25 protein-coding genes are annotated in these 24963 nt (G+C 60.4%); 11 read left to right on the plus strand and 14 right to left on the minus strand.

Going from position 1 to position 24963, the window contains the following annotated elements; translation table 11 throughout:
* Positions 1-24 precede the first annotated feature (24 nt).
* Both RE428_RS01530 and RE428_RS01535 read right to left on the minus strand, forming a co-directional pair.
* Positions 25-1251, minus strand: coding sequence for an HDOD domain-containing protein (locus RE428_RS01530; protein ID WP_227500182.1), 1227 nt, complete (start codon positions 1249-1251; stop codon positions 25-27).
* Positions 1252-1263: 12 nt separating this feature from the next.
* Positions 1264-1431 (minus strand): hypothetical protein, encoded by a 168-nt coding sequence (locus tag RE428_RS01535; protein ID WP_227500181.1) that lies wholly within the window; start codon positions 1429-1431, stop codon positions 1264-1266.
* Between the two features lie 168 nt (positions 1432-1599).
* Here RE428_RS01535 and RE428_RS01540 point away from each other — a divergent pair, with 168 nt between their 5' ends.
* The 3 genes from RE428_RS01540 to RE428_RS01550 all read left to right on the plus strand — a co-directional run bounded on the left by RE428_RS01540 (position 1600) and on the right by RE428_RS01550 (position 4137).
* Positions 1600-2607 carry a methionine ABC transporter ATP-binding protein gene (locus tag RE428_RS01540; RefSeq protein WP_004579306.1) on the plus strand — a complete coding sequence of 336 codons (1008 nt, stop codon included), beginning with the start codon at positions 1600-1602 and terminating at the stop codon, positions 2605-2607.
* Positions 2607-3272 (plus strand): methionine ABC transporter permease, encoded by a 666-nt coding sequence (locus RE428_RS01545; protein WP_004579305.1) that lies wholly within the window; start codon positions 2607-2609, stop codon positions 3270-3272. The genes RE428_RS01540 and RE428_RS01545 overlap by 1 nt, the downstream gene beginning before the upstream one ends.
* 85 nt (positions 3273-3357) lie before the next feature.
* Positions 3358-4137, plus strand: coding sequence for a MetQ/NlpA family ABC transporter substrate-binding protein (locus RE428_RS01550; RefSeq protein ID WP_004579304.1), 780 nt, complete (start codon positions 3358-3360; stop codon positions 4135-4137).
* Between the two features lie 86 nt (positions 4138-4223).
* Here RE428_RS01550 and RE428_RS01555 read toward each other — a convergent pair whose 3' ends face one another.
* Positions 4224-4877 (minus strand): peroxiredoxin, encoded by a 654-nt coding sequence (locus RE428_RS01555; RefSeq protein ID WP_004579303.1) that lies wholly within the window; start codon positions 4875-4877, stop codon positions 4224-4226.
* A 155-nt stretch (positions 4878-5032) separates the two neighbouring features.
* On the minus strand, positions 5033-6388 hold the full coding sequence (locus RE428_RS01560) for an alanine/glycine:cation symporter family protein (RefSeq protein ID WP_004579302.1): 1356 nt from the start codon (positions 6386-6388) through the stop codon (positions 5033-5035).
* A gap of 221 nt (positions 6389-6609) precedes the next feature.
* On the opposite strand from RE428_RS01560, the gene RE428_RS01565 reads away from it, so the two are divergent.
* Positions 6610-7536, plus strand: a complete 927-nt coding sequence (locus RE428_RS01565; protein ID WP_004579301.1) for an alpha/beta fold hydrolase — start codon at positions 6610-6612, stop codon at positions 7534-7536.
* 50 nt (positions 7537-7586) lie between these two features.
* Here the strand turns inward: RE428_RS01565 and RE428_RS01570 are convergent, their stop codons facing one another.
* From RE428_RS01570 to RE428_RS01580, 3 genes are all read right to left on the minus strand, one after another.
* Positions 7587-8027, minus strand: coding sequence for a VOC family protein (locus RE428_RS01570; RefSeq protein WP_004579300.1), 441 nt, complete (start codon positions 8025-8027; stop codon positions 7587-7589).
* 284 nt (positions 8028-8311) lie between these two features.
* Entirely contained in the window at positions 8312-8473 is a 162-nt protein-coding gene (locus tag RE428_RS01575; protein WP_154660726.1) for a hypothetical protein, read from the minus strand.
* Positions 8474-8840: 367 nt separating this feature from the next.
* Positions 8841-9893 (minus strand): GAF domain-containing protein, encoded by a 1053-nt coding sequence (locus RE428_RS01580; RefSeq protein ID WP_004579299.1) that lies wholly within the window; start codon positions 9891-9893, stop codon positions 8841-8843.
* Between the two features lie 227 nt (positions 9894-10120).
* Between RE428_RS01580 and RE428_RS01585 the strand changes: the two genes are divergently transcribed.
* From RE428_RS01585 to RE428_RS01600, 4 genes are all read left to right on the plus strand, one after another.
* On the plus strand, positions 10121-10555 hold the full coding sequence (locus tag RE428_RS01585; RefSeq protein WP_004579298.1) for a CBS domain-containing protein: 435 nt from the start codon (positions 10121-10123) through the stop codon (positions 10553-10555).
* Between the two features lie 453 nt (positions 10556-11008).
* Complete coding sequence (fghA, locus tag RE428_RS01590) at positions 11009-11845, plus strand: S-formylglutathione hydrolase (protein ID WP_004579297.1); 837 nt, start codon at positions 11009-11011, stop codon at positions 11843-11845.
* A gap of 45 nt (positions 11846-11890) precedes the next feature.
* Positions 11891-13084, plus strand: coding sequence for a metallophosphoesterase family protein (locus RE428_RS01595; RefSeq protein ID WP_004579296.1), 1194 nt, complete (start codon positions 11891-11893; stop codon positions 13082-13084).
* Between the two features lie 211 nt (positions 13085-13295).
* Positions 13296-15395 (plus strand): bifunctional metallophosphatase/5'-nucleotidase, encoded by a 2100-nt coding sequence (locus RE428_RS01600; RefSeq protein WP_004579295.1) that lies wholly within the window; start codon positions 13296-13298, stop codon positions 15393-15395.
* Between the two features lie 7 nt (positions 15396-15402).
* Here RE428_RS01600 and RE428_RS01605 read toward each other — a convergent pair whose 3' ends face one another.
* Positions 15403-16305: a DUF6279 family lipoprotein gene (locus RE428_RS01605; RefSeq protein WP_004579294.1), complete on the minus strand. Its 903-nt coding sequence runs from the start codon at positions 16303-16305 to the stop codon at positions 15403-15405.
* 44 nt (positions 16306-16349) lie between these two features.
* On the opposite strand from RE428_RS01605, the gene RE428_RS01610 reads away from it, so the two are divergent.
* Entirely contained in the window at positions 16350-16637 is a 288-nt protein-coding gene (locus tag RE428_RS01610; RefSeq protein WP_004579293.1) for a DUF2798 domain-containing protein, read from the plus strand.
* 6 nt (positions 16638-16643) lie between these two features.
* Here the strand turns inward: RE428_RS01610 and RE428_RS01615 are convergent, their stop codons facing one another.
* From RE428_RS01615 to RE428_RS01635, 5 genes are all read right to left on the minus strand, one after another.
* Positions 16644-17615: an NAD(P)H-quinone oxidoreductase gene (locus RE428_RS01615; RefSeq protein WP_004579292.1), complete on the minus strand. Its 972-nt coding sequence runs from the start codon at positions 17613-17615 to the stop codon at positions 16644-16646.
* Positions 17616-17685: 70 nt separating this feature from the next.
* Positions 17686-18363, minus strand: coding sequence for a type 1 glutamine amidotransferase domain-containing protein (locus tag RE428_RS01620; RefSeq protein WP_004579291.1), 678 nt, complete (start codon positions 18361-18363; stop codon positions 17686-17688).
* Positions 18364-18486: 123 nt separating this feature from the next.
* Positions 18487-19308, minus strand: coding sequence for a phosphotransferase (locus RE428_RS01625; protein ID WP_004579290.1), 822 nt, complete (start codon positions 19306-19308; stop codon positions 18487-18489).
* 48 nt (positions 19309-19356) lie between these two features.
* Positions 19357-20490, minus strand: a complete 1134-nt coding sequence (locus tag RE428_RS01630; protein ID WP_004579289.1) for an HD-GYP domain-containing protein — start codon at positions 20488-20490, stop codon at positions 19357-19359.
* Positions 20491-20711: 221 nt separating this feature from the next.
* Positions 20712-21164, minus strand: coding sequence for an acyl-CoA thioesterase (locus RE428_RS01635; RefSeq protein ID WP_004579288.1), 453 nt, complete (start codon positions 21162-21164; stop codon positions 20712-20714).
* 304 nt (positions 21165-21468) lie between these two features.
* Here RE428_RS01635 and RE428_RS01640 point away from each other — a divergent pair, with 304 nt between their 5' ends.
* On the plus strand, positions 21469-22503 hold the full coding sequence (locus RE428_RS01640; protein ID WP_004579287.1) for a GGDEF domain-containing protein: 1035 nt from the start codon (positions 21469-21471) through the stop codon (positions 22501-22503).
* Here the strand turns inward: RE428_RS01640 and RE428_RS01645 are convergent.
* Positions 22430-23830 (minus strand): MATE family efflux transporter, encoded by a 1401-nt coding sequence (locus RE428_RS01645; protein ID WP_040882869.1) that lies wholly within the window; start codon positions 23828-23830, stop codon positions 22430-22432. The two genes, RE428_RS01640 and RE428_RS01645, sit on opposite strands and share 74 nt — an antisense overlap.
* Before the next feature lie 186 nt (positions 23831-24016).
* Between RE428_RS01645 and RE428_RS01650 the strand changes: the two genes are divergently transcribed.
* Positions 24017-24958 (plus strand): alpha/beta fold hydrolase, encoded by a 942-nt coding sequence (locus tag RE428_RS01650; RefSeq protein ID WP_004579285.1) that lies wholly within the window; start codon positions 24017-24019, stop codon positions 24956-24958.
* The last annotated feature ends 5 nt before the right edge of the window (positions 24959-24963 follow it).

Consider the following 24963-nt stretch of genomic DNA (forward strand, 5'->3'; position numbering starts at 1 on the left):
CGTGCCTGGGCCCGAAAGTCGGGCTCAGGCCCTGGCCAGCAGCGTCACGCACAACTGCGCTTGCTGGATGAAATGGCTGAAGGCCGTAAGTTGATCCTGGGACGGTGTCGCTTGCAACTGACCGTTGTCGGCGAAGAACAGGCCCACCAGTCGCTCCCCGGCTGACAGGGGGCCGACCAGTGCCGGACGGGTGCCAATCCAGGCATCGCAGTCGGGCAGAAGGGGGCCGTCTGGATGCGGCGGCAGGATCTGGCAGTGATCGACCAGCAGCGACTTGACGGGGCCTTTGCTGTCGCGATCGATCGTGAAGCCTTCACGCCAGTTGTCGGTCCCAGGCCCCAGAAGCTTGCGTGGTATGAGCTGGTTGCTGCCGGGTCCGGCCATCAACAGTACGACGCGACGCATACCGACAGCGCGATGGATACCTTCCACCACCATCTGGCATACGGTGTTCAGATCCGGCTGAGAGGCCAGGGTCGATGAGATCTCACGCAGGATACTCAATTGTAACGCCGGGTCCCCCATCGGCGCTTCCCTGTCCGTCGTCTCGCTATTCTCATGGCCGCCGGGCAGCAGGCCTCGGATCTGGGGGATACCGAAAGACACCGCGATCTCTTCGGCTTCGCTGGTATTCAGGCGCACCTGATCGCGGACGGTGGCGGTCTTCTCGTTTACGTCCTCGGCGATGGCGCCCAGCAGTTTTTCCATCGCTGGCGTGCGCCAGCCCTGCTCGGCTTCCCGCGCCAGTTCCACCGAATGCCGAACGAGGGAGACGGCAGGCGATGTCGGACGCCCGGCGCTGACCACATCGTGGATGAACTGACCGAGTTTCCAGTTATCCACCAGGCTGCGGGTAATCTCCACGAATGTGGTGCCGAGAATCTCTTTCTGCAGGGCGGTCGGGTTATCGTCCGGCAGCCGTGCAGCTAATTCGCCCGCCTGTTCGGTCGGGCAGGACCAGAAGGCCAGCTCACCAATGTTGGTCAGCAGTGCGCCGATAAATACTTCCTCCCGCGCCTGCTCGTTCTTGCCTGGCAGCAGACAGCGCGCCTGGACGGCGGCGTGCAGGGCGCGCGCCAGGGACTTGAGCAGGTGCGGCCGCGGATTACGTTCGATCAGCGTATCGATCAGCAGCGACGAGATGGCCATGGACTTCACTGCGTCGAAGCCGATCAGCGTGATTGCCCGGCTGACCGTGCTGACCTGGACTCGTGAGTGGTTATAGAACGCCGAGTTGGACAGGCGCAGCACCTGGGAGGTGAGCTATGCATCGTTGAGGATGACGCCGGCCAGTTCGTTCACCGTGGAACTGGTGCTTTCGGTCAGCTGATTGATGCGTCTGAGGGTATTGGCGAGTACGGGCAACTCGACCTGGCTGAGGTAATCGACCCAAGCCTGGGTGCCATGGAAACGCGTCGGCTTGTCGCTCAAGAAGGATGCTCCAGAAAAATGACTGCATGTTCAAACTAAGTTTAGCCGAATCTACTGTTGGATAAGTGCACCATCCTGTAGCTATTCGTTACGGCATGCCCCGATTCGGGTTTGCAGCCCGGCTGCGATATACTGCGCGATCATTTTTTGGCATTGCAGAGATGGCCAGTGATTGAATTCGACCAGGTCCACAAGGCGTACGAGGTGGAAGGCCGGGCGATCCCCGCGCTGCAGCCCACCGATCTCGCCATCCAGAACGGCGAGATCTTTGGCATCGTCGGTCATTCCGGGGCGGGGAAGTCCACCCTGATCCGCCTTATAAACCTGCTGGAACGGCCCAGCGGCGGGCGTATCGTCATCGACGGCGAGGATGTCACCGGTTATGGCTCAGACAACCTACGTGCTTTCCGGCGTCAGGTCGGCATGATCTTCCAGCATTTCAACCTGCTGTGGTCGAAGACGGTGGAAGATAACATCGCTTTCCCGATGAAGCTGGCGGGCATCTACTCGAAGGAGGAGATCCGCGCGCGGGTGAAAGAGCTGTTGGAGCGCGTGGGCCTGACCCACCACGCCCGCAAGTACCCGTCCCAGCTGTCCGGCGGCCAGAAGCAGCGGGTGGGCATCGCCCGGGCACTGGCCTGCCGGCCGACCATCCTCCTGTGTGATGAGGCCACCAGCGCCCTCGATCCGCAGACCACCCAGTCAGTCCTGCGCCTGCTGGCGGATATCAACCGCGAGCTGGGCCTGACCATTGTTCTGATCACCCACGAGATGGACGTGGTGCGCCGGGTCTGTGATCGCGTGGCCGTGATGGATGCCGGGGAAGTCGTGGAAATGGGGCCTGTGACCGATGTCTTCCTGCACCCCAAGCATCCCACCACCCGGGATTTCGTGTTCGAGAGCGAGCATATCGACGAGCGCGAGATGCACGAAGATTTCGAAAACGCCGAAGGTCGTATCCTGCGTCTCACATTCCGTGGCGAATCCACCTACAAACCATTGCTGGGCAGTGTCGCGCGCGAGACGGGTGTGGATTTCAGCATCCTGTCCGGCCGGATCGATCGCATCAAGGATACGCCTTACGGCCAGCTCACCCTGTCCCTGGTCGGCGGTGACCTGAAGGCGGCGCAGTCCGCCCTGGAAGCAGCGGATGTCCATGTGGAGGTGCTGCGATGATGGAAGGTTTGCTAGCTAACGTGGACTGGACCGAGATCGGCTGGGCCAGCTGGGATACGCTGGTGATGGTCGGCGTTTCCCTGTTTTTCAGCGTGCTGCTCGGACTGCCGATTGGCGTGCTGCTGTTCCTGACCGGCAAGCGCCAGTTGCTCGAGCAACCGGTTGCCTACGCGCTGCTGTCGTTCGTGGTGAACGTACTGCGTTCCGTCCCGTTTATAATCCTGCTGATCGTGATGATTCCCTTCACGGTGATGCTGATCGGAACGTCCCTCGGTGTGGCTGGCGCGATTCCGCCGCTGGTGGCCGGCGGCGCGCCGTTCTTCGCGCGCCTGGTGGAAACCTCCCTGCGGGAAGTGGACCGGGGCATTATCGAAGCCACCCAGGCCATGGGTGCGACTGTCAAACAGGTCGTGTTCGGGGCGCTGCTTCCGGAGGCATTGCCCGGTATCATTGCCGGCATTACCGTAACGGCCATCACACTGGTCTCCTATGCGGCCATGTCCGGCGTCATTGGCGGCGGCGGTCTGGGTGATTTGGCGATACGTTTCGGTTATCAGCGATTCCAGACCGATGTCATGGTCATTACCGTGGCGCTCCTGGTCATTTTCGTACAGTTGCTGCAAATGCTTGGGGACCGGCTTGTCCTTTATTTCAGCCGCCGCTGAGTATTCAGAGGCAACTGCTCCCAACACGCAATAATTCGAAAAAACCGCTCGCCACTCCGGCGAGCCCGTAGACACGAGGAAGATTATGAAACTGACAAAGATCCTGGCGCTGGCCGCCACCCTGGTTGCCTTCTCCGCCCAGGCCGCAGACAAGCTGACTGTCGCGGCCACGGCCGTTCCCCACGCGGAAATCCTTGAGTTCGTGAAGCCGAAGCTGGCCGATCAGGGCGTGGATATGGACGTGAAAGTCTTCACCGACTACGTCCAGCCCAACATCCAGGTGGCCCAGGAGCGGATGGATGCCAACTTCTTCCAGCACCAGCCGTACCTGACTGAGTTCAATGATGGCAAGGGCACCAACCTGGTCAGCGTCGTGGGCGTACACGTTGAGCCGTTCGGCGCCTACTCCAACAAGATCGAGTCCCTGGACGATCTGGAAGAGGGCGCTACCATCGCCATCCCCAACGATCCGACCAACGGTGGCCGCGCACTTCTGCTTCTGCAAAAGGCTGGACTGATCACCCTGAAAGACGAGAGCAAGATCACTGCAACTCCGCGTGATATCGCCGAGAACCCGCTGGACCTGGACTTCTACGAGCTGGAAGCTGCAACACTGCCGCGCGTCCTGGGTCAGGTGGACGTGGCGATGATCAACACCAACTACGCGCTGGAAGCGGGTCTCAACCCGACCGAGGACGCACTGATCATCGAGGGTGCCGACTCGCCTTACGTGAACATCCTGGTTGCCCGTCCGGACAACAAGGACAGCGAAGCCATGCAGAAGCTGGCCGACGTGCTGACCAGTGAGGACGTGAAATCCTTTATCCAGGAAAAGTATGAAGGTGCCGTCGTTCCGGCCTTCTGAGAATTCAGTGTCCGATACACTGGATGGATAGAAAAAGACCCCGGCATTGCCGGGGTCTTTTTTTGTCGCCGATTTACCTCCGGAGCTTACTCACCGCTCCAGTTGGCTTTCGGGTCGGGTGTCATGCGCAGGTACGGGCGTACCGCCTTGTAACCCTGTGGGAAGCGCTGTTTGATCTCTTCCTCATCCTGCAGGGAAGGCACGATCACAACATCACTGCCGGCCTCCCAGTTGCCCGGCGTCGCCACCTTGTGTTCGTCGGTGAGCTGCAGGGAATCGACGACGCGAAGCACCTCGTTGAAGTTACGACCGGTACTTGCCGGGTAGGTGATCATCAGGCGCACCTTCTTGTTCGGGTCGATCACGAACAGCGAGCGCACGGTCATGCTGTTGTCGGCATTGGGGTGAATCATGTCATAGAGTTCGGACACCTTGCGGTCGCCGTCCGCCAGGATCGGGAAGTTGACGGAGCAACCCTGGGTCTCGTTGATATCCTTGATCCATTCCTTGTGGGACTCGACATCGTCAACGCTCAGCGCGATGGCCTTGACGTTGCGCTTGGCAAACTCGTCCTTCAGCTTGGCGGTCAGGCCCAGTTCGGTGGTGCATACGGGAGTGAAGTCCGCCGGGTGGGAAAACAGGATGCCCCAGCTGTCACCCAACCACTCGTGGAAACGGATACGGCCTTCGCTGGAATCCTGCTCGAAGTCAGGAGCGGTGTCGCCTAGACGTATGCTCATGGATACTCCTCCTCAATGTTTGGCGCCCGTGGTATGGGGGGCCATATCTTCCTGTAAATGCTGCGACCTGGCTGAATCGCCTCAATTCTGGATTGACTATTGGGCCGCAGCGCCAGAACTCAAAAGACTGTTTCAGTCTAGTTTATAACGCCTGGTTATGGTGCACGCTTACCCGTGGCCTGTTCAAAGTGGGTTCGTGTCAGCTTGAACACGATTGGGCTGAGCAGCGCCAGGGCCACCAGGTTGGGCAGTGCCATCATCGCGTTTAGGGTGTCGGCGATCAGCCAGACGATACCCAGATTGGACGTGGCACCTACGGGTATGGCGATGATCCAAAGAATTCGATAAGGCCAGATCGCCTTCACGCCGAACAGGAATTCCACGCAGCGCTCACCATAGAATGACCAACCCAGGATGGTGGTGAAGGCGAAGATGGCCAGGGCAATGGCCACCAGGTAGTTACCCACGCCCGGGAGGGCGTTGGCGAAAGCCATTGACGTCAGGGCCGCGCCGGATTCGCCGCTGGTCCAGGCTCCGGAGGTGATAATCACCAGGCCGGTGATGGTGCAGATGACGATGGTGTCGATAAAGGTGCCGAGCATGGCCACCATGCCCTGCTTGATCGGGCTGTTGGTCTGGGCGGCTGCATGGGCGATGGGTGCCGAACCCAGGCCGGCTTCGTTGGAGAAGACACCCCGGGCTACGCCGAACTGGATAGCGGCCCAGACGGCGGCGCCGGCAAAGCCCCCTTGCGCAGCGGTATCGCTGAAGGCGTTGCTGAAGACGAAACCCAGTGCACTGGGAATTTCCGGCGAGTTGATCGCCAGTACGACCAGTCCGGCCACAAGGTAGGAAATCGCCATCAGGGGCACCAGGGAAGAGGCCACCTGACCAATGCGACGAATACCGCCAATCAGCACCAGGCCCACCAGCACCATGAGGATGACGCCAGTCGCCCAATGGGGCAGGGCGAAGTTGGTTTGCAGGACATCGGCGACGGAATTGGACTGCACTGTATTACCGATGCCGAACGCCGCGACCGAGGCAAAGATCGCGAACAGGAAACCCAGCCAGGCCCACTTGCTGCCCAAGCCGTTGCGGATGTAATACATGGGGCCGCCCACGTGGTCGCCCCGTTCGTCCACTTCGCGGAAATTGACTGCCAGAACCGCTTCGGAATACTTGGTGGCCATACCCACAAGCGCTGTCAGCCACATCCAGAACAGGGCGCCCGGACCGCCCAGGAACACCGCCGTGGCGACACCAGCAATATTACCGGTACCGACCGTGGCGGAAAGCGCGGTCATCAGGGCCTGGAACGGGGGGATCTCCCCTTCGTCGGTCGACTGGCGGCCCTGCCATAGCAGGCGAAAGCCGGTACCCAGCCGGAGAATCGGCATCAGCCTGAGACCCAGGCTGAGGAACAGCCCGACACCGAGGATGAGCACGAGCATCGGCGGGCCCCAGACCCAGCCGTTTATCATGGTGATAAAGTTGGATAGTCCTTCCATCGGTGCCTCCTCCCTGGTCATTCAATGGAAATCGAACGGCAAGAGTATAGACGGCTTTACCTCAGGATGCCGAAATTTCCAGATGAAACAAAGTCATAGGTGTCGTATGCGGCGACTGGTCCGCCGGTGGAGTTAGCCGCAATCATCTATCGACGCGGATGACAGGCCATGGTTCGGTGCCGCGAATGCAGTATGCTGGAGGTTCGTAAGAGGAGAACAGCGTGAATATAGCTTTGAAGACCCATCCCCCGGAAGAACGGCGCGTCCAGGCGAATGGACTGGAGTTCTGCGTAGAGACCCGTGGCAACCCGGACGGCGAACCGGTCATCTTCATCATGGGCCTGGCGGCGCAAATGACCCTCTGGCCCGAGACCTTGCTGCAGGCCTATGCCGACGCGGGTTATCGCGTAATCCGCTTCGACAATCGGGATATCGGACTGTCGAGCTACCTCAGGCATCGTCTGAAGGACCATCCGCTCAAGGCGATGGCCAAGCACCGTATCGGACTCAAAGTGGATGCGCCGTACACCCTCCACGATATGGCGGAGGATGTGTGCGGCATACTGGATGCGCTCGACCTGCCCAGTGCGCACGTGGTGGGTGCGTCGATGGGTGGCATGATCGCGCAGGTGGTGGCGGGCAACTATCCCAAGCGGGTGCGCTCCGCCACCTTGATCATGACCTCCACCAACAGCCCGCGCCTGCCCCTGCCGAAAGCGGTCCTGATCTGGAAGTTGACCGGCATCGGCGTCAAGGGCCACCACGAGGAAGCGGTCGTCGAACGGTCCCTGGCCTTCTGGCAGGCGATCCAGAGCCCGGCCCATCCGACGCCGCTAGCGGACGTGCGCGAGCGGATCACCAACGACTACCGCCGCGCCTACCATCCCGCCGGCATCCTGCGCCAGACACGAGCGATCCTCGCCAGCGGCAGCCTGTCGCCTATCACCAGGAGGATCCGCGTGCCTACGGCTATCATCCACGGCAAGGCCGATCCGCTGGTCCGCCCGACCTCCGCCGAGCAGCTCCAGTACTTGATTCCTCATGCCCGTCTCAAAATGATCGAAGGCATGGGTCACGATATGCCTGAAGCGCTGCTCCCGGAAATCGTCGAAGCCAGCCTGGCCACAATCCGACAAGCTCACTCATAGACTCGTTGGGGGGAGGCCATCATATCGACCTACGTTGTATATCCAATCGCCTACCAACTCCCGGTGTTCTCCATGCTTGCCCAAGGCTCTTTTGGTGGCAGGGCATCGCCTTTCTGCAGTAACTCGATGGAGATATTGTCCGGGGAGCGGACGAAGGCCATATGGCCGTCTCGGGGCGGGCGGTTGATGGTGACGCCGCCGGCCTGGAGTTTCTCGCACAGGGCATAGATGTCGTCGACGCGGTAAGCGAGGTGACCGAAGTTACGGCCGCCGGTGTATTCCTCGGGGTCCCAGTTGTGGGTCAGTTCCACCATCGGTGCCTTGTCGGCCAGGGCGCGTTCGCGTTCGCCCGGCGCGGCGAGGAAGACCAGGGTAAAACGGCCCTTTTCACTATCCTTGCGGCTGACTTCTTCCAGACCCAGCAGGTCGCAGTAGAAATGCAGTGACGCGTCCAGGTCGCTGACACGGACCATCGTGTGCAGGTATTGCATGGCTATCTCTCTCATCATTTCCGGTCTCGAACGCCCCAAGTACGCTTCGTACTCGGCTGGAGACCCCTTGTCTATATTCGGGTTGGCTAGCTATTTTCGCACAGATGGTTGCGAAGCCGGAGGAAAGAGGCGTGCGGGGTTTCCGCGATTGTGAAGAAAAGGTGGGACGGGAAAACGTGGGGCCCAGAAACAACATAGCCAGCTCAAGCAACTTGAGCTGGCTATCAATCAGGAATACTCAAAACGAGTTTCCTCCTTGTTGTTCGTCTTCTGTCGCGCCCCGATTAGCGCTGGCGCAGCGCCGCCTTGATGCTGCGAGACTGAGCCGGACGATTCAGCGCTTCCAGGCTCATGGTCTGGCGACGCTCGATGGCGTCAACGCGAGATTGTTCCGGGGTTGCAACGCGGTTGCGACGGAAACGGACGGTTAGATTGGTCAAACGCATACTTCACCTCCAAAAACGGCCTAATCCAGGATGTTCTCTCGAACCTCCTGTTCAAACGCCTATAAGTCCAAAATCGTGTAGTAAGACGCTGCTGTGGAGGCCACGCGCGTCGCCCTGAAAGAACTCAGGGACGTTTCCTGGGAGGATCCCCGAAACGCAGGAGAAATGTACTCTAATCAGCGGTTTTTGGACAATAAGTAGTAAGCGAAAATTGTAAAGAATTGTCTTTACAACCGTGAAAAAATGTTGCAGGTCGCAACTTTTTTGAACCATCGTTCAATGCCGTCTGGATATCACGCTCCGGTGACTATCGCTGTGGGGCAAAAATCCCTGGAGGGGGAACTTAAAATCAGGGCGGCCAGGCCGTTTAGAGCAGTGAAACCCGTAACCGTTTGCCGTCTTCGATCAGGGTTAGCGTGCCTGACGGCGCATCGGTTGGCGGTAGCGACGACTCCAGACTTTCAAGAATCTCGGAAATCGCCATTCGCCCATCGATGGACTTGATGGCGGCGAAGGTCGCCCGGTCGGGCATGAGGGTTTTGTGCGCTCCGCTCCCGCCCTTGCGTACGCTCAGGCTGCTGGCTACGAGTCCAAGTCGGACCAGTAACTGTGCCCGGTCGCTCTCGTTGATCATCAGCAGGAAGTCGCGCTTCGATACGACCCCGACGGTATCGAAGAAATCCAGTGCTGAAAGCAGTTTGCCCGCCCACTCCCGACGGCTCTGGTTGATCAGTTCGGCACTCACCGATTGGGGGTCCCAGATGTCAGCCCTCAACCAAACCAGCGCCACTTCACCGCCGATTAGCTTGATGCGGTGGGTGGATTCCTCCAGCAGTCGCACCAGACCGTCCCAATTCCACAACCCGGTGACTTCGTCCAGCAGGTCGGTTTGAGGTCCGCCTTGTACCTTCACGTTGGGTGGTCGGTTGGCGGGGCTTTCAAACGTAAACTCCCGCTCCGCCAGGGCCGCCAGATCCTGAAGGGCGAGCAGGTCCATGGCGTCGGGATTCCGGGGCTTGTTGTCGATGATGCAAAGGGTGCCGATGGTGGTCCGGTTGCGTGCCCGAAGCGGCATGCCGGCATAGAAGCGGATGTTGGGCTCGCCGACGACCAGCGGATTGTCGTAAAAGCGCGGATCCCGGCTCGCATCCTCCACCACGAACAACGCATCTTCGAGGATGGCATGGCCGCAAAAGGAAATGTCCCGCTCGGTCTCCCGGGCTTCAAGGCCCTGGATGGACTTGAACCACTGACGCTCTTCGTCGACCAGGGTAATAGCGGCAATGGTTACATCGAAGTATTTCTGGGCCAGGCGGGTGATGCGCTCGAAACGCTCTTCGACCGGGGAATCGAGCACACGAAGGGCGCGCAGGGCTTCCAGCCGTTGCTCTTCATTTGTGGGCCTGAGTGGCGCTTTCATAGAATCCCTTCCGGATGCAGCCAGTATGTCGACATGAACTTACCGTAAGTATAGCGCGTGGACTAGCCAGTAGGCCCATCCGTTGAAACCGGAATAACCGGTGGACGGGTTATAGCAGCCCGGCGCCTTGTTTATCCGATTTTTGTATTTCCCTCCAAGGGCATATTTGCCTAGGTTTAAAGGAGGAAGGAAACCCAGGGACGGCGGCGACACAGGAGGACGCGCCCATGCGATCACTCAAGGCCAGCGATGTGATGTGGAATCACATCGAACCCATCCGTTGCGGTGCGCCGCTGACCCGCGTCGTGGAGGCATTGCTGACGAATCACGTCACCGGACTGCCGGTGGTGGATGACAAGCGGCACGTCCTGGGCTTCGTGTCCGAGCAGGACTGCATTCACGCGCTATTGGTCAGCAGCTACCACAGCGAGGGCGAACCGGTGGTTGACGATGTCATGTTCAAGTCACCACTGACGATTTCTCCGGAGGAGGCCATCGTCGACCTGGCGCAGCGCCTGGGTCGCGACAAGCCCAAGGTGTATCCAGTGGTCGAAGGCGGGCGCCTGGTCGGTATCGTGACCCGCACGGCTATCCTTGCGGCCCTGGCGAAGCAGGGTGCCGGCCTTGGCGAGTCGCGTTTCGTGGAACAGGATACGCCCTAGTCGCGGAAAGCGGGCGGCTTGGAGGTGGCGTGTTGTTCAAGGTGATCTGTCCGGGTCAGCGGCGGCCAGGCCCAGCCCGGGATGAGTCGACTGGAAGCCCATACGGCCGAAACCCTTGCAGGTGCTTTGTTTGGATCGCTTGTTGTTTCGAGTCTGCCGGTATTGCTGATAAGGTTTAGTGGGTTTCCGGGGCCAGGTGGTAGACATGACCCGGCTACCGGGAGGCGCTACTGACTTGGCATGCACGAAAACGTATGATCGCCCGTTTCAGGCCAAGTTGAGCTTGGGCATCCTTGTGTCAGGTAAGAGCAGAGTCAATGAATCCTTCGAGCTGATGCACGTCGCCAGTGCCTCCGCTCTGTCGTGCTGTTCTGACAGGCCCAGAGCCTGAATCCACCGCCGGCATGCGGGAGACCCTGCGCCGGCCCAGTCTCGCGCGAGAGGGAGAAACGTATGGAACTGCTGTCATCCAATCGCTGTTTCGACGGGGAACACCGTCGTTATCGCCACCGTTCACAAGTGTTGGACTGCGAGATGATCTTCGCCGTCTATCTGCCACCCCAAGCCCGCAAACAACCGGTGCCTGTGCTCTACTGGCTTTCGGGTCTGACCTGTACGGATGAGAATTTCATGCAGAAGGCGGGCGCGCAGAAACGTGCGGCAGAACTGGGCATGGCGATCGTCTGCCCGGATACCAGCCCCCGCGGCGTGGACTTGCCTGGCGAGGATGACAGTTACGATTTCGGCAGCGGCGCCGGCTTCTACGTCAACGCCACCCAGCAACCCTGGGCCAGGCATTACCGCATGTACGACTACGTCGTCAGCGAACTGCCGGCGCTGGTCGAGGCGGAACTGCCGGTTAGCGACCAGCGTTCGGTCAGCGGCCATTCAATGGGCGGGCACGGCGCGTTGATAGCGGCATTGAAGAATCCGGGGCGCTACAAATCCGTCTCAGCTTTCGCGCCGATTTGCCATCCGACCGCCTGTCCATGGGGACAAAAGGCGTTCCTCGGTTATCTGGGCGATGACCAGGAAACCTGGGCCGAATACGATGCCACCCTGTTGATCCCCGAAGCCCGGGAGCGTCTGCCGCTACTGATCGACCAGGGTACGGCGGACCAGTTCCTCGAGGAACAACTTCATCCGGAATCCCTCGCTGAAGCCTGTGAGACGGCACACCACCATGTCACACTGCGCATGCACAGCGGTTACGATCACAGCTATTTCTTCATCGCCTCGTTCATCGACGAGCACTTGGATCACCACGCCAAGGCCCTCGGGTTGCGATAGACCGGCCTGGAGGCCGGGCCCCGGACGGCTCTGGAGACCTGCGATATGGATGTCGGCAAGGCAACAGTCGGTTTGATGGGCACCATGGCCGCAATCGTACTGCTCGGTTGCGGCGATGTCTCTGCCGAAGAAGCTCCTGCCGAAGACGCGTCTTACAAACTGCAATTGCTGCACTTTTCCGATATCGATGGCGACCCGGGTGTCGCCCTCGATAACGTCGAGCGCTTTTCCGCCCTGGTCAATGCCTTCCGCGCCAGGGATTTGCCGACGCTACTGGTCAGTTCCGGCGACAATGTGAAGCCCGGGCCACTCTACTACGCCGGCAATGCTCCCGAACTGGCCGACGTTCTGGGTATGCCCGCCAACGGGCGCGCCGGGATTGCGTTGATGAATGCCTTGGGTGTGGACGCCTCGGCCATCGGCAACCACGACCTGGACGGCGGGCCGGCCGAGTTTGCCGCCATGCTTGTACCCGAGACCGATGCCAGCGGCACGTACCCGGGCGCCGAATTTCCCTACCTCTCAGCCAACCTGGATATGAGCGATGAACCCGCGCTGGCGGACCTCGCTACCGGGGGCGCGCAGCCTGCCGCACAAATTCCTGGTCGCATCGCGCCGTCCACGGTGATCGAAGTCGGTGGCGAGCGCATTGGCTTGGTCGGGGGGACCGCGCCGGCGTTGCCGAACATCACGCAGACTGGCCGTATCCGCGTCTCACCCGAAATGACGCCCGACAAAACCGAACTCTACGACCAACTGGCGGCCGTTCTACAGCCTGCCGTCGATCGGCTGGTGGATCAGGGGGTCAACAAGATCGTGCTGCTCGCCCATATGCAGGAAATTGTGGTAGAGAAGGCCCTGGCGCAGCGTCTTGCCGGCGTGGACGTCATTGTTGCGGGAGGCTCGAGCACCCTGCTGGCCGACCGTGAGGATGTGCTACGTGACGGTCATTTGGCCGAGGACGAATATCCATTGGTCTACCAGTCACCGGCCGGTGAGCCGGTGCTCGTGGTCAACGTCGACGGCGATTACCTCTATCTGGGCCGGTTGGTCCTGACGTTCAGCCGCGAAGGTATCATCCAACTGGATAAGCTTGATCCTTTCGAGAACGGCATCTATGCGTCGATACCTGCCGTCGTGGGTCGCCTGGGCGCCACGCCCATTCCCAAGGTCGAGCAACTTGCTGCCGCGATACGCAGCGTAATGGTGTCACCCGCCCATACGGCATCGTTACCTTAGGGAGCCCCCCGTAAAGTCCGTTCTGCGATGAAGTACTGCCTTGGGCGGTATTGTGTGCAAGTCTGGTCAACGCGCCTTTGCCTGAACTTTTTCCAAGGCTCGCTGGCAATACCCGTCATGTCATCAAGCTGTCACTGGAATGCCATCCGGGTGTCGTCTTACCTCTCTAGCGTCTGCAGGTGGTTATAAAAAACATGCTGGAGAATGAGACATGGCGTTCAGGAAAACCCTCATAGGCCTTGCTGTGAGTGTTGCCGTCGCCGGCCTGGCCGGTTGCAGCGACGACGATGACGACAATAACGACACGAACGAAGAATACAGCCTTCAACTGCTGCATTTCGCCGACGTGGACGGCGCCCCTGGCGCCATCGACGAAGTGGATCGTTTCTCTGCGTTGGTCCAGGCGTTCCGCACCGACCAGGCGAACACCCTGCTGGTCAGTTCCGGCGACAACGTCATCCCTGGGCCGCGATACTTTGCGGCGGCTGACGGTGCGCTGGTAGAAGAGCTGGGCGTGCCCGGCAATGGCCGTGCGGACATTGCCTTCATGAACGCCATGGGCGTGTTGGTATCCGCCATCGGCAATCACGATCTCGACGGCGGACCTGAGGAATTTGCGTCCATGCTGAGGCCGGAAACCGACGAAGACGACGCCAGCCTGGTCTATGAAGGCGCCGCCTTCCCCTTCGTCTCCGCCAACCTTGACGTGACCACTGAGCCTGCACTGGCTGATCTCGCCACCGGCAATGGCCAGCAGAACAGCGGCATTGGCGGTAAGATCGCCGGCTCCACGGTAGTTTCCGTAGGCGGTGAGCAAATCGGTGTGGTCGGTGCGACAACGCCTGCACTGGCATCGATTACCAGCACCGGCAACATAACCATCACGCCCGAGATCGTCGCTGACGATGAACAGCTATACGACGACCTGGCGGCCGAGATCCAGCCCACCGTGGATGATCTGGTCGACGCCGGCATCAATAAGATCATACTGGTTGCCCACATGCAGCAGATCGCTATCGAGAAGGCGCTGGCTACACGCCTGAACGATGTGGACGTGATTGTGGCCGGCGGCTCCAACACCCTGCTGGCAGATGCCGACGACGTCCTGCGTGACGGCGATGTTGCGGCCGACACCTATCCGCTATCGTTCGAATCCCCGGACGGCGAGCCGGTCTTGGTGGTCAACGTGGACGGTGACTACAAGTACCTGGGCCGCCTGGTCCTGAATTTCGACGGGAACGGCGTGATCAAGACCGATGAACTCGACCCGGCGCAAAACGGCGCCTGGGCATCCACCGAAGCCATCGTCGACGAGCTGATGGGTGAGCCGATCGTGCGGGTAGCTGAAGTCTCTGCCGAGATCCGCGATGTTTTGGCGGCCCGTGATGGCAATATCCTGGGCCAGACGTCCGTCTACCTGGACGGTCGCCGTAGCGAGGTGCGCACCGAGGAGACCAACCTGGGTAACCTGAGTGCGGAAGCGAACCTGTGGTATGCCAAGCGCTACGACAATAACGTCTCGGTATCGCTGAAGAATGGCGGCGGGATTCGTTCTGCTATCGGCCAGATCGTCCAGCCTGCGGGCTCCAATGATCCTGCCGATGCCGAGCTCGAACCACCCGCGGCTAACGAGTCGGTAGGTAAGGAAGAAGGCGATATTTCCCAATTCGATATCGAAGGCTCCTTGCGCTTCAATAACAGCCTCGCCATCGTCACAGTGACGGGCGCGGAACTGGTGGACCTGATGGAGTACGCCGTCTCTGCGACCGAAGAGGGCGCGACGCCGGGTCAGTTCCCGCAGATCGCCGGCATGCGTTTTAGCTTCGACCCGAGTAATACCGCGAGAGCAACGGGCGACACCAACAACGGGGCCGGTACAACGCCCAGCCGAATCGTCAATCTCGTCGTCGATGGCGGCGGATCCGATGTCGTCCTTGTACGGGATGGCGTCTTGGAAAATCAGGCGCAGACGTTCGAGCTGGTGACGCTCGGCTTCCTGGCTTCTTGCTTGCCTACCGCCACCGAAGCAGGTTCGGCCAACTGTGGTGATGGCTATCCTTTCAAGGGATTGGGTGGCGGTGCTGTCGAGCGGCTGGAGCTGTCGGAAACCGATGGCAGTTCTGATCCGGGCGAAGCCGACTTCGCTGCCTACGGTACCGAGCAGGACGCTATCGCTGAATATCTGCTGGCAAGCTTTCCGCCAGAGGGCACGGTCTTTTTCAATAACGCTGAAACCGAACCCGCAAACGACGAGCGCATCCAAAACCTGTCGGTACGCAGCGATACCGTTATCGGCATCACACCTCCGTAATATGGCTTCAGGCGTCGGAGTCTTCCGACGCCACTTCTCCCGAACTACAGGCCAGCGCTTCGAAGTCGGCCTGTAGTTCGTCTATCTCATCCTCAAGGTGGTTCCGTTGTTCCGGCGTGGACTGATTGATCAAGTCTGTGATTAATCGCGTTATGGCGACCTGCGCTTCGGCCAGCATGGCCTGGTACGCCTCGCCACGCACTTCGCTGCTGTTGACCACCAACTGTTCGATGCGCTGGGGAAAGTCCGCAGCCTGCCGATGTTCCAGGCTGTCCATCAGTGCCTGTTGCCAGCGCCCCCGCCCTTCGAGCCAGATCCTGGTCTGGTCGCCCCGGGCCCGGTTCCAGGCTTGAATGGTTTCGACCTGCGCCGACGTGAGCGCTCCCAGCCACCGCTCGGCCCGTTCGCGGGTGCGTTCTCCGCGCTTGCGGATCTGGTCTTCGCGGCTGCCGCCGAGGAACTCTTCCCGGCGTTCTTCCTGGCCTTCGTCCATCGCCTGGTCCAGCGCTTCGATCTGATCATCGTCGAGCGAAGCAAGCAGTTGTGTTGCGGTAGGATGGATCTGGCGAGTGAGACGGTCGATGGCACCCAAGAGGTCAGACTGCCGTTTTTCCACATCGGCCGTGCTGATGGGCGGTTGCATCGCCAGTCTTTTTACGTTGTCGAGCCATACGACATAGCAAGGAAGCTCATGGCGGCAGTGCCAGTCAAGCAGAGAGTTGATCTGGGTCTCCAGGCGGGCTTCCTGTACGTTGTCCAGGGGAATATAGTCCTCCACCCACCAGACCAATGCCCAGTCCAGCTGGCGGTAGGCCAGTTGAGTGGAGCTGCAACCGGTCAGGAGGCCAATCAATAAAGCGATGCAGAGCCATCGCATACCGCAGTGTAGTAAGGTCGAACGTGCGATCATGGTCCGCCTCTGAGTTTGGAACAGTCTCATTAGGGTACGTCGGAATGCAGGAAAAGGCTTTGAACACGGCGGGAGAAAAGGCATCTCAGCCAAGGCCGCGATCTGGCGCGCTTGCCCGCCACCTCGTGTTCGCATGCATGATGTCCGGACTGATGTCGATATTGATGTCCGGCATCATTACCTTCATCAACACCGGACTGACGGCAGGTTTTGGCGGGCGTTGGCTTCAGGCTTTTATCGTGGCCTGGGCAGTGGCGTTTCCGTTGGTATCGGTCATCGCGCCGGTGGCCCGGCGCATGACCGATAAGTTGATGGATCGGGTCCTGGGCTGAACGGCGCTAGGCGGATTCGGCAATTCGCAGGATCACCTTGCCCTGGCTGTCGTTACTCTTGAGATAGTCCATCGCCGCAGCCGCGTCTTCCACCGGGAACTCCCGGTCGATAATCGGCTTGATCTCACCGCTGGCCAGCTTGGGCCACACCGACTCGTAAAGCGCGTCCATGACCTCGCCCTTCACTTTCACGGGTTGGGAGCGCAAGGTAGAGCCGATCAGGCGCTGACGCTTCATCAGCATGTAACCCAGGTCCACATCCGCCTCGCGGCCACCCATCAGGCCAATTAGTACGATACGGCCGTTGACGTTCAGCACCGACTGGTCCTGGCGAATGTAGTCGCCGCCCACGGGGTCTAGCACCATATCGGCGCCGCCCCAGGCTTTGACCGCATCGACGAAACTACCGTTGTGGCGGTTCCATCCTGCGTCTGCACCGAGGGCTTTACAGGCCTCGATCTTGGCGTCGCTGCCAACGGTTACGAATACCGGGTTGCCCATGGCCTTGGCCAGTTGGATCACCGCTGTGCCTACACCGCTAGCCCCTGCATGCAGGAGGATACGATCGCCGGGATTAAGTGCCCCCTCCATGTACAGATTCAGCCACGCCGTGGCGAACACTTCGGCCAGACCGGCGGCGTCCCGCAGGGAAATGCCTTCCGGTAACGGCAGCACCTGTGCTGCAGGTACGCGAACCTGCTCGGCGTAGCCACCGCCCGTGAGCAGGGCGCAAACCGGGTCGCCGGCTTTCAGGTGGGTCACGTCGTCGCCTACCGTGCGCACGTGGCCACTCACTTCCAGACCCAGGATCTCAGAGGCGCCGGGCGGCGGCGGATACGCGCCCGCCCGTTGCATCAGGTCGGCGCGGTTTACGCCTGCCCAGGCCACGTCGATCAGCACTTCGTCCGCAGCGGGCTCGCCGGGAGCATCATGTTCGGTCCAGACGAGCGATTCGTCGTCGATTGCGATGGCCTTCATGCTCTCTCCTGTCTAGTTATGGGGCCTCCAGGAGGAGGCCTCGCGCGTAAGTACGTCTTTCGATTCAGGCTCAGCTGAGCGCCTTGATAAGGGCCTGCGCAGCTTCCTCGGACGAGGCCGGATTCTGGCCGGTAACCAGCTTGCCATCCACGACGACATAGGAACCCCAGTCGTCGCCACGGGAGTAGTCGGCACCACTTTCCTTCAGCATGTCTTCGACCAGGAAGGGCACCACCTCGGTCAGTTGCACCGCGTCTTCCTCGCTGTTGGTAAAGCCGGTGACCTTCCGGTCTTTCACGAACGGCTCGCCGTTGTCGCCCTTCACGTTCTTGAATACGCCGGGTGCGTGGCAGACGGCGCCGATCACCTTGCCCTGACGCTCAAAGGTTTCGATCAGGCGAATGGAGTCCGGGTCGTTGGCCAGGTCCCACAACGGTCCGTGGCCACCAGGGTAGAAGACGGCATCGAAGTCGTCCGCGTTTACTGTGCTCAGCTTGGCCGTGTTGGCCAGCGTCTGACGGGCGCTGGTGTCCTGCTTGAAGCGCTTGGTGGCATCGGTTTGGGCATCTTCGGCATCGCTGTTGGGGTCCACCGGCGGCTGACCGCCGGCAGGGGACGCGAGGACGACTTCCACGCCTGCGTCCAGGAAAGCGTAGTAAGGGGCGGCAAACTCTTCCAGCCAGAAACCCGTCTTGTGGCCGGTATCGCCCATTTCATCGTGGGATGTCAGCACCATTAAAACTTTCATTGCGGTCCTCCTTGAAGTGTCGCGCTTTGGATTCGATGTCGTTTACCGTAACTCAATATTAGACCGGTCGTCTATATCAATTGGGTCAAACGGTTAGCGAAGGTTCATGTCAGTTTCAGTGGGCTAGGTTTCGTCGGGTGCGGCTGCTGGCGTCCCTTGCAGCCAATCTGCGAGCACCGCCGAAGCGTTCGCCTTAAGTTCGGGATTGGCGGCATACCAGATAATTTCAAGGGCGTTCATGATTGCAGCCGCGTGTTCCAGCTGTTTTACGCGGAAACCGGTTAGTTGGCTCAGCGACTCCATGGCGTGTCCGGGTAGCGAAAAACCGTTGATGGCCGAACCTATGTCCAGGCAGGGGTCGCCCAAACCCGCGAATTCCCAGTCCAAAAGCGTCCAGCCGGAGCGGGCAAGGATCAGGTTGCCGGGGTGCCAGTCGTGGTGGCAAAGCGTGAGCGTGGACGGCGGGTTGTAGTCACGCATCAGGCGGTCGATTTGTCGGTGTGTGGCATCCGCCTGGTGACCACAGCGATCGGCGAGGATGCGCAGTTGGTTGGGCACGTCGATCCGTGGAACTTCCCCGGATTGGCGATGCACGCTATCCAACGCATGGCAGAGCCAGCTCAGCCGCGTGGCGTCACCACCGGGCGGCGGCTCGCCCTCCACCCAGCGCGTGAGCAGTACGTGCTGGCTCTGGTAACGAACATCCGGTGCCCAAGGCTGCTCCGTGATCGCCGCCAGCACCCGGGCCTCCCGATCGGGATCGAGCCCCAGACGTTCAGGCTCTGGATTATTGACCCGTAGCGCATAACTGGCTTCTCCGGTGTCGATACGACAGAGCGTATTGCACACCCCACCACTGACCGGGCGGACCTGGGCGCCCTCCAGGCGATCCTGCCAAGGCGCGGGTAACAAGGTGATCGGATTGGCGTCGGCGGAATCGGCCATGGTAGCCCCGGAACACATGCATGGATGGAGCGGTTTATCGCACAAGCGTCAGGTGCGATCAAACTCCCAGAGCTGACCGTAGTCCATGGACGGGAGCATTTCCGGCACTTCGACCTGTAGGACGCGGTAGTCCGGACGCGAGCAATCCCGCTTGAATGCGCCGATATACCGGTTGCCGGTCGGATTGACGATGGCCTGGGCCACGGTGCCGCGGTAGGCGTCGCCGCGACGGGTGATTACAGCCACCTCATTGTTGGCCAGGCGAACCAGAGCACCTGGGGGATGGGGTGTGAGGGCGTCGAGTAGCGCCCGGTGGATCCTGCGGTCGCCCGGCGTCTTGCCGGCCTGGGACAGTGCGTCCCGGGCCTGGGTAATGCTGAAACGCTCCCGGTAGGCGCGGCGGGTAATCATTGCGGTGTAACGCTCAGCCAGGGCAACAATGCGCGCCTCTTGCAGTATATCTTCGCTTGTCAGGCCCTTTGGATAGCCGCTGCCATCCGGTTCCTCGTGGTGCTGGGCCACGATTTTCAGCAGCAACCGGTTGTCGACGCCCGCCCGTTCCAATGCGGCTGCGCTCAACTCCGGGTGCTTGTGAATGACGGCCCGCTGATCATCGCTTAACCGGGCGCGGGAATGATTGAGTTTGTCCAGGAAGGGCAAGAGCGCGAAATTGGCAGTCAACGCCGCCCCGAGCAATACGAGGATGCGTTTCTCGTCCATCAAGAGTTGCTCGGCGACGAAATGGCAGATGATGGCGTAGAACAGGGTCTGCTCATAGGCCGTGGGTTCTACGGAATAGAGGTGAACCAGGGCCAGGCACGGGTCCGGGGCCTCGCGGCAGCAGCGCGCCACCAGGTTGGCCAGGCCGATTACCCGGCGCTGGGCATCCGGCGACTGGTCCTCGATGGCGCGCAGGGCGTATTCCAGGGTTCGCAGTAGCTGCGGGTAGTCACTGAAGGGGTTGCGTGGGCGTATGTCTTCCGGCGCTTCGGGTTCGGGCTCCGGTGTGTCGCTGCGTCGGGGGTAGAACAATCCGCGCTCGAAGAGCTGTTCCAGCTGGATGTTGGTCTGGATGACGTAACCCTGCTTCAGCAGTATGTTGCCTTCGGCGTCATAGACGGTCCAGGGCAAGGGTTTGCCGATAATGAGGGCGCCGGGCGCAATGCGGACGAGGTTAGACACGGTTCTATCCCTGACGATGGATACAGCCAGTTGCGGCTTGAATAACCAACAACGATCCAAATCCCTCTAAATTTAACGCATTCTCGTCTACTAAGGGAATCGCTTCATTGACGGTTCCGGTATCTGACAAGATTTTGCGTTCCGTCGCCTCAGGATCGCGCGGCTTTCGCTAGAATGGAAACGCAAACGACACGTTGAGGCCAGTCAGCTGTGTGACAGCGCTACGGCGAACGCTGTTCGCCCGCATGGCTGATCAACGTTCCCGGTGCGCCCTGTTCCAGCAATGTGCGTATACGGTCGGGCACCGGTGTCTTCGCTTCGGTGCTGGGGGCAATCATGACATAGGTGATGTCTGCTCCCATGACTAACCTGCCCGAGCGGTATTCGTGGAATGCAAGGTGAAGTGCGAACGAGGTATTGCCGATGCGGCCCGGCGTAATCCGTGCGCACAGGACCTCGTCGAAGCGGGCCGGAGTTTTCCAGTTCTGGTTCAGGTTGACCACCTGAATGTCCAGGTCCTGGTCCAGCAGGTGCTGATAGTCACCGAAGAGCGTTCGGATGTATTCGTTGACGGCAATGTCGACATAGTCGCCATAGCGGGCATTGAAGACCACGCCTTGGGCGTCGCATTCACCGTAGCGGACGCGCAGCCGGAATTCGAAGGGTGATGGCATCTGGGCTCCGTTGTTCTTGTCGTGGTTTTTGGACTACGAGGCTTTGTGGAACTGGTGATTCCCCGACTTCAATGATTCCTGCATCTGAGGGCTGAAATCGAAAGGGAATGACAGGCACGTTAACACGCCAGGCATGAAATGTTGTCGGCTCCTACCTTTTTCTGCGGAACCGACTACGCTATTGACAGGTTTTGTCCGACAAGGCGATATCAGTTTGAGGGGAGGTATCGACGCAGCAGGCAAAACGAAGAACCAATAATAACGACACCAGGCATATCGCGCCCATGAACCGGCTTTCTGCACCATGTTGTATCGACTGAGACACGATTTTCATCTGTCCATCATTACCCTGCTCGGCGCCTGTGCCATGTTCGGCGTTACGCCGTTTGCGGTGTTCCGTTTCTATAGTGGCAACATCCCCGCCGGCGTGGTCGACCTCGTGATCATGTTCTCTATCTGCTCTGTGGTGGGCTACGCCTGGCGCACCGGGGACAATCGACGTAGCGGCTTCCTGTTGGCGGTGTTGGCCTGCACCGGCGCCGTGGTCGTCGGAACGATGCAGGGGGATGTGGGCATTTTCTGGCTATACCCTGCCATGGTCACCAGCTTTTTCCTGACGTCGGCGCGGGTCGCGGTCGTCGTCAACTGCCTGGCATTATTGGTGCTGGTGATTCATGACGTCGCCTTCGATTCGCGTGAGCAAATGATGTCCTTCGTGACGACATCGGTCGTGGTGAGTTGCTGCGCCTATATCTTCGGGCGACGCAACGAGCACCAGCGCGAACGGCTGGAACGCCTGGCCACCCACGATCCGCTGACCGGGGCGAAGAACCGGCGGGCCATGGAAGAAGACATGCAGGCAGCGGTGGCCAATCACGAGCGGACCGGAGCACCCTACACACTGATTATCTTCGACCTGGACCACTTCAAGCGGATCAACGATCTTTACGGACACGCTGTGGGTGACGAAGTTCTGACGGAATGCGCCGGGCTGATCGGACGCTATACCCGCAAGACCGATACCCTGTACCGATTCGGCGGGGAGGAATTCGTACTGCTGATGCCGGGCGTACGGGCGGAAGGGGTTCAGGCGGTGGCGGAAAACCTGCGCCACAAGCTGGCCAACGAGCTGGGCTACCCGGTGGGCTCGATTACCGCATCATTCGGTGTGGCGCCGTTGCATGAGACCGATGACGCCGACCGATGGATGGCGCGGGCGGACGATGCCCTTTATGAGGCCAAGGCGACGGGCCGCAACCGGGTGGTCATCCGGCAGGCGCCGGTTGCGGCACGCGAAAGCGGAACAGGCGAGTCCCCAGCATCAGCCCCGCTGATATAAGGCCGGTGGTCAGCCCCATCCAGAAACCGGCCGCCCCCATTGCTGGCACGATCCAGTCTGTAAACGTCAGCACCCAGCCCAGCGGTAGCCCGATTCCCCAGAATGAGAACAGCATGATGAACATCGGTATGCGCGTATCCTTGTAGCCCCGCAATGCGCTGATGCAGGTTACCTGGGTGACGTCGGCAATCTGGAATAGCGCCGCGAACAAGAGCAGGTGGGTGGTGACGGCCTGAACGTCCGCTTCCCCGGTGTAGAGTCGGGCGATCTGTTCGTTGCCGAGCCACAGGAGCACGGCAAAGAACAGTGCAAGGGCGATCGCCAGGAGCAGGATGCTGCGGCCCAGCAGCCGCGCGATTTCCGGCGCACGGGCGCCGACCAGGAAACTGATCCTCAGCGTCAGTGCCATGCCCAGACTCAGCGGCACCATAAACACCAGCGACACCACGTTCAGTGCGATCTGGTGACCGGCCACGATCACGGGGCCCAATGGCGCCAGGAATAGCGCGATCACCGAGAACATGCTGGCTTCCACAAAGATGGTAAAGCCGATGGGAACGCCCAGCCGCAGTACTTCGTTGACGATATGCCAGTCCAGCTTGACCCGCTCACGCCACAGGTGGAAACGCTGGTATGCGCTGCTGACATTGAGGTAGAGCAGCATCGACAGTACCGCGATCCAGGCTGATATGGCGGTCGCCCAGCCGCAGCCGATGCCACCCATGGCAGGCAGCCCCAGCTTGCCGTAGATGAAGATGTAGTTCAGCGGCAGGTTGGTCAGGGTGCCGATAACGGAGAACACCATGATCACCTTGGTATGACCCAGGCCGTCGGTGAGCCCGCGTAAGGCCGTGAGTAGCAGAATCGCCGGCACACCCCAGGAGAAGGCATCGAGGTAGCCCTGGGTCAGCCAGGCGGTCTGTAGGTCCAGGCGCATCAGGTTCAGCACCGGCCAGACGTTGAGTAGCAGCCCGATCATCAACAGGCTGCCGCCCAATGCGATATAGATGCCCTGCCAGGTCACCGGCATGATGCGGTCGAACTCCCGCGCGCCGCGGTGGCCGGAAATGATCGGCTGCAGGGCGGTGAGGACCCCCATAAACAGCAGGAACAGCGGAATCCATAGGCTGCTGCCGATGCCGACGGCGGCCAGGTCCTCGGCACTGGCGTGGCCGGCCATCACGGTATCGATGACGCCATTGGCCATCTGCGCCACCTGGGCAATCAGGATCGGCCCGCCAAGTTGGGCAAGCGTCTTCCATTCGTCCAGGGTTCGGGCGACCAGGCCTTTCTGGGCCTCGGGTATGGGCTGGTGCGTTTCGTCCACGTTCAGGGCATTTTCCGCAATTATCGGGGGCCGCACGGATCGGGTCCGCGCGATCGGGCTTGGCGAGCGTACCACGAAGCGGCGGGACCGGGCGGTAACCTGAGGTTGTGGAAACTACGGATGAAGTGCAAATTGATGATTTGCTAGCTAGTCTTATTCACTCACGACAATGTCGGGCTCGCCCGCATGCGGTTGGCCATAAGGAATCAGGCGATCAACGGCTTCTCCGAACTTCTCTCCCATGACCACAGCATCGCCCTGAGTGATGGCCGAAAGTTGGTGTTCACTGACCTGGGTGATACTGAGGGCAAGCCGATCCTGTTTGCTCACGGCATGCCGGGCTGCCGGTTGGAGGGCTGGTTTTTCCATGAGCAGGCGCGGCGGCACGGCTTTCGGCTGGTCACCCCCGACCGGCCCGGAATAGGGGCCTCAACTTACCAGAAAAAGCGTGAACTACTGGATTACGCGAAAGATGTTGAGGAACTTGCGGATGCACTGGGCATCGACCGGTTTATCCACATGGGCTGGTCCAGCGGCGGCTCGCGTACCCTGGCCTGTGCATATGCGCTACCCAGGCGGGTGAGCCTGGCCATTTCGCTATCCGGTTACACCCATTTCACTGAATACCTCGGTTCGCATCCGCTGATCGAGCCCACCCGCTGGCCCGGACCTCGGCTGGCGGAAATGAGCCTGACACTGTTCCGGGCGGCCGTCATGGTGGTGGTCTGGCTGGCCCGCCGTCACCCTGGCCTGTACTTCCGTGAGGCGCAGCAGATGATCAGTGAACAGGACCGCGACTTGCTGAAATCGTTTATGCACACCCGGCTGTTCCAAGCGGATCAGATGACCTGCCTTGAAAGCGGCGGCTGCGCTATCGCCCAGGACCTGCAGACCGAACTGCTGGACTGGGGCTTCCGCCTGAGCCAGGTGAAGGTACCCACCTGGATCTACCAGGGTACCGAAGATCCGTTTGTCCCTGTGGATTATGCCCGCCACCTGGCCGAAAACCTCCCCGATGTGGACTTCCGCCTTATGCCCGAAGCAGGGCATCTCTATCCTCTGTCGGAAGACTTCCAGGAGAAGCTGTTTCTTCGCCTACACGCTGCAGCACCTCTCGACGCCATGTAGAGTAT

This window comes from Marinobacter nanhaiticus D15-8W (assembly GCF_036511935.1).
GTDB lineage: Bacteria > Pseudomonadota > Gammaproteobacteria > Pseudomonadales > Oleiphilaceae > Marinobacter_A > Marinobacter_A nanhaiticus.

Excerpts from the sequence above, each read along its gene's own strand:
- RE428_RS01545 (WP_004579305.1), top strand. The coding sequence starts at position 2,607 with ATGGAAGGTTTGCTAGCTAACGTGGACTGGACCGAGATCGGCTGGGCC.
- RE428_RS01550 (WP_004579304.1), top strand. The coding sequence starts at position 3,358 with ATGAAACTGACAAAGATCCTGGCGCTGGCCGCCACCCTGGTTGCCTTC.
- RE428_RS01555 (WP_004579303.1), bottom strand. The coding sequence starts at position 4,877 with ATGAGCATACGTCTAGGCGACACCGCTCCTGACTTCGAGCAGGATTCC.
- RE428_RS01560 (WP_004579302.1), bottom strand. The coding sequence starts at position 6,388 with ATGGAAGGACTATCCAACTTTATCACCATGATAAACGGCTGGGTCTGG.
- RE428_RS01570 (WP_004579300.1), bottom strand. The coding sequence starts at position 8,027 with ATGCAATACCTGCACACGATGGTCCGTGTCAGCGACCTGGACGCGTCA.
- RE428_RS01575 (WP_154660726.1), bottom strand. The coding sequence starts at position 8,473 with ATGCGTTTGACCAATCTAACCGTCCGTTTCCGTCGCAACCGCGTTGCA.
- RE428_RS01580 (WP_004579299.1), bottom strand. The coding sequence starts at position 9,893 with ATGAAAGCGCCACTCAGGCCCACAAATGAAGAGCAACGGCTGGAAGCC.
- RE428_RS01585 (WP_004579298.1), top strand. The coding sequence starts at position 10,121 with ATGCGATCACTCAAGGCCAGCGATGTGATGTGGAATCACATCGAACCC.
- fghA (WP_004579297.1), top strand. The coding sequence starts at position 11,009 with ATGGAACTGCTGTCATCCAATCGCTGTTTCGACGGGGAACACCGTCGT.
- RE428_RS01595 (WP_004579296.1), top strand. The coding sequence starts at position 11,891 with ATGGATGTCGGCAAGGCAACAGTCGGTTTGATGGGCACCATGGCCGCA.
- RE428_RS01600 (WP_004579295.1), top strand. The coding sequence starts at position 13,296 with ATGGCGTTCAGGAAAACCCTCATAGGCCTTGCTGTGAGTGTTGCCGTC.
- RE428_RS01605 (WP_004579294.1), bottom strand. The coding sequence starts at position 16,305 with ATGATCGCACGTTCGACCTTACTACACTGCGGTATGCGATGGCTCTGC.
- RE428_RS01610 (WP_004579293.1), top strand. The coding sequence starts at position 16,350 with ATGCAGGAAAAGGCTTTGAACACGGCGGGAGAAAAGGCATCTCAGCCA.
- RE428_RS01615 (WP_004579292.1), bottom strand. The coding sequence starts at position 17,615 with ATGAAGGCCATCGCAATCGACGACGAATCGCTCGTCTGGACCGAACAT.
- RE428_RS01620 (WP_004579291.1), bottom strand. The coding sequence starts at position 18,363 with ATGAAAGTTTTAATGGTGCTGACATCCCACGATGAAATGGGCGATACC.
- RE428_RS01625 (WP_004579290.1), bottom strand. The coding sequence starts at position 19,308 with ATGGCCGATTCCGCCGACGCCAATCCGATCACCTTGTTACCCGCGCCT.
- RE428_RS01635 (WP_004579288.1), bottom strand. The coding sequence starts at position 21,164 with ATGCCATCACCCTTCGAATTCCGGCTGCGCGTCCGCTACGGTGAATGC.
- RE428_RS01640 (WP_004579287.1), top strand. The coding sequence starts at position 21,469 with ATGTTGTATCGACTGAGACACGATTTTCATCTGTCCATCATTACCCTG.
- RE428_RS01650 (WP_004579285.1), top strand. The coding sequence starts at position 24,017 with ATGCGGTTGGCCATAAGGAATCAGGCGATCAACGGCTTCTCCGAACTT.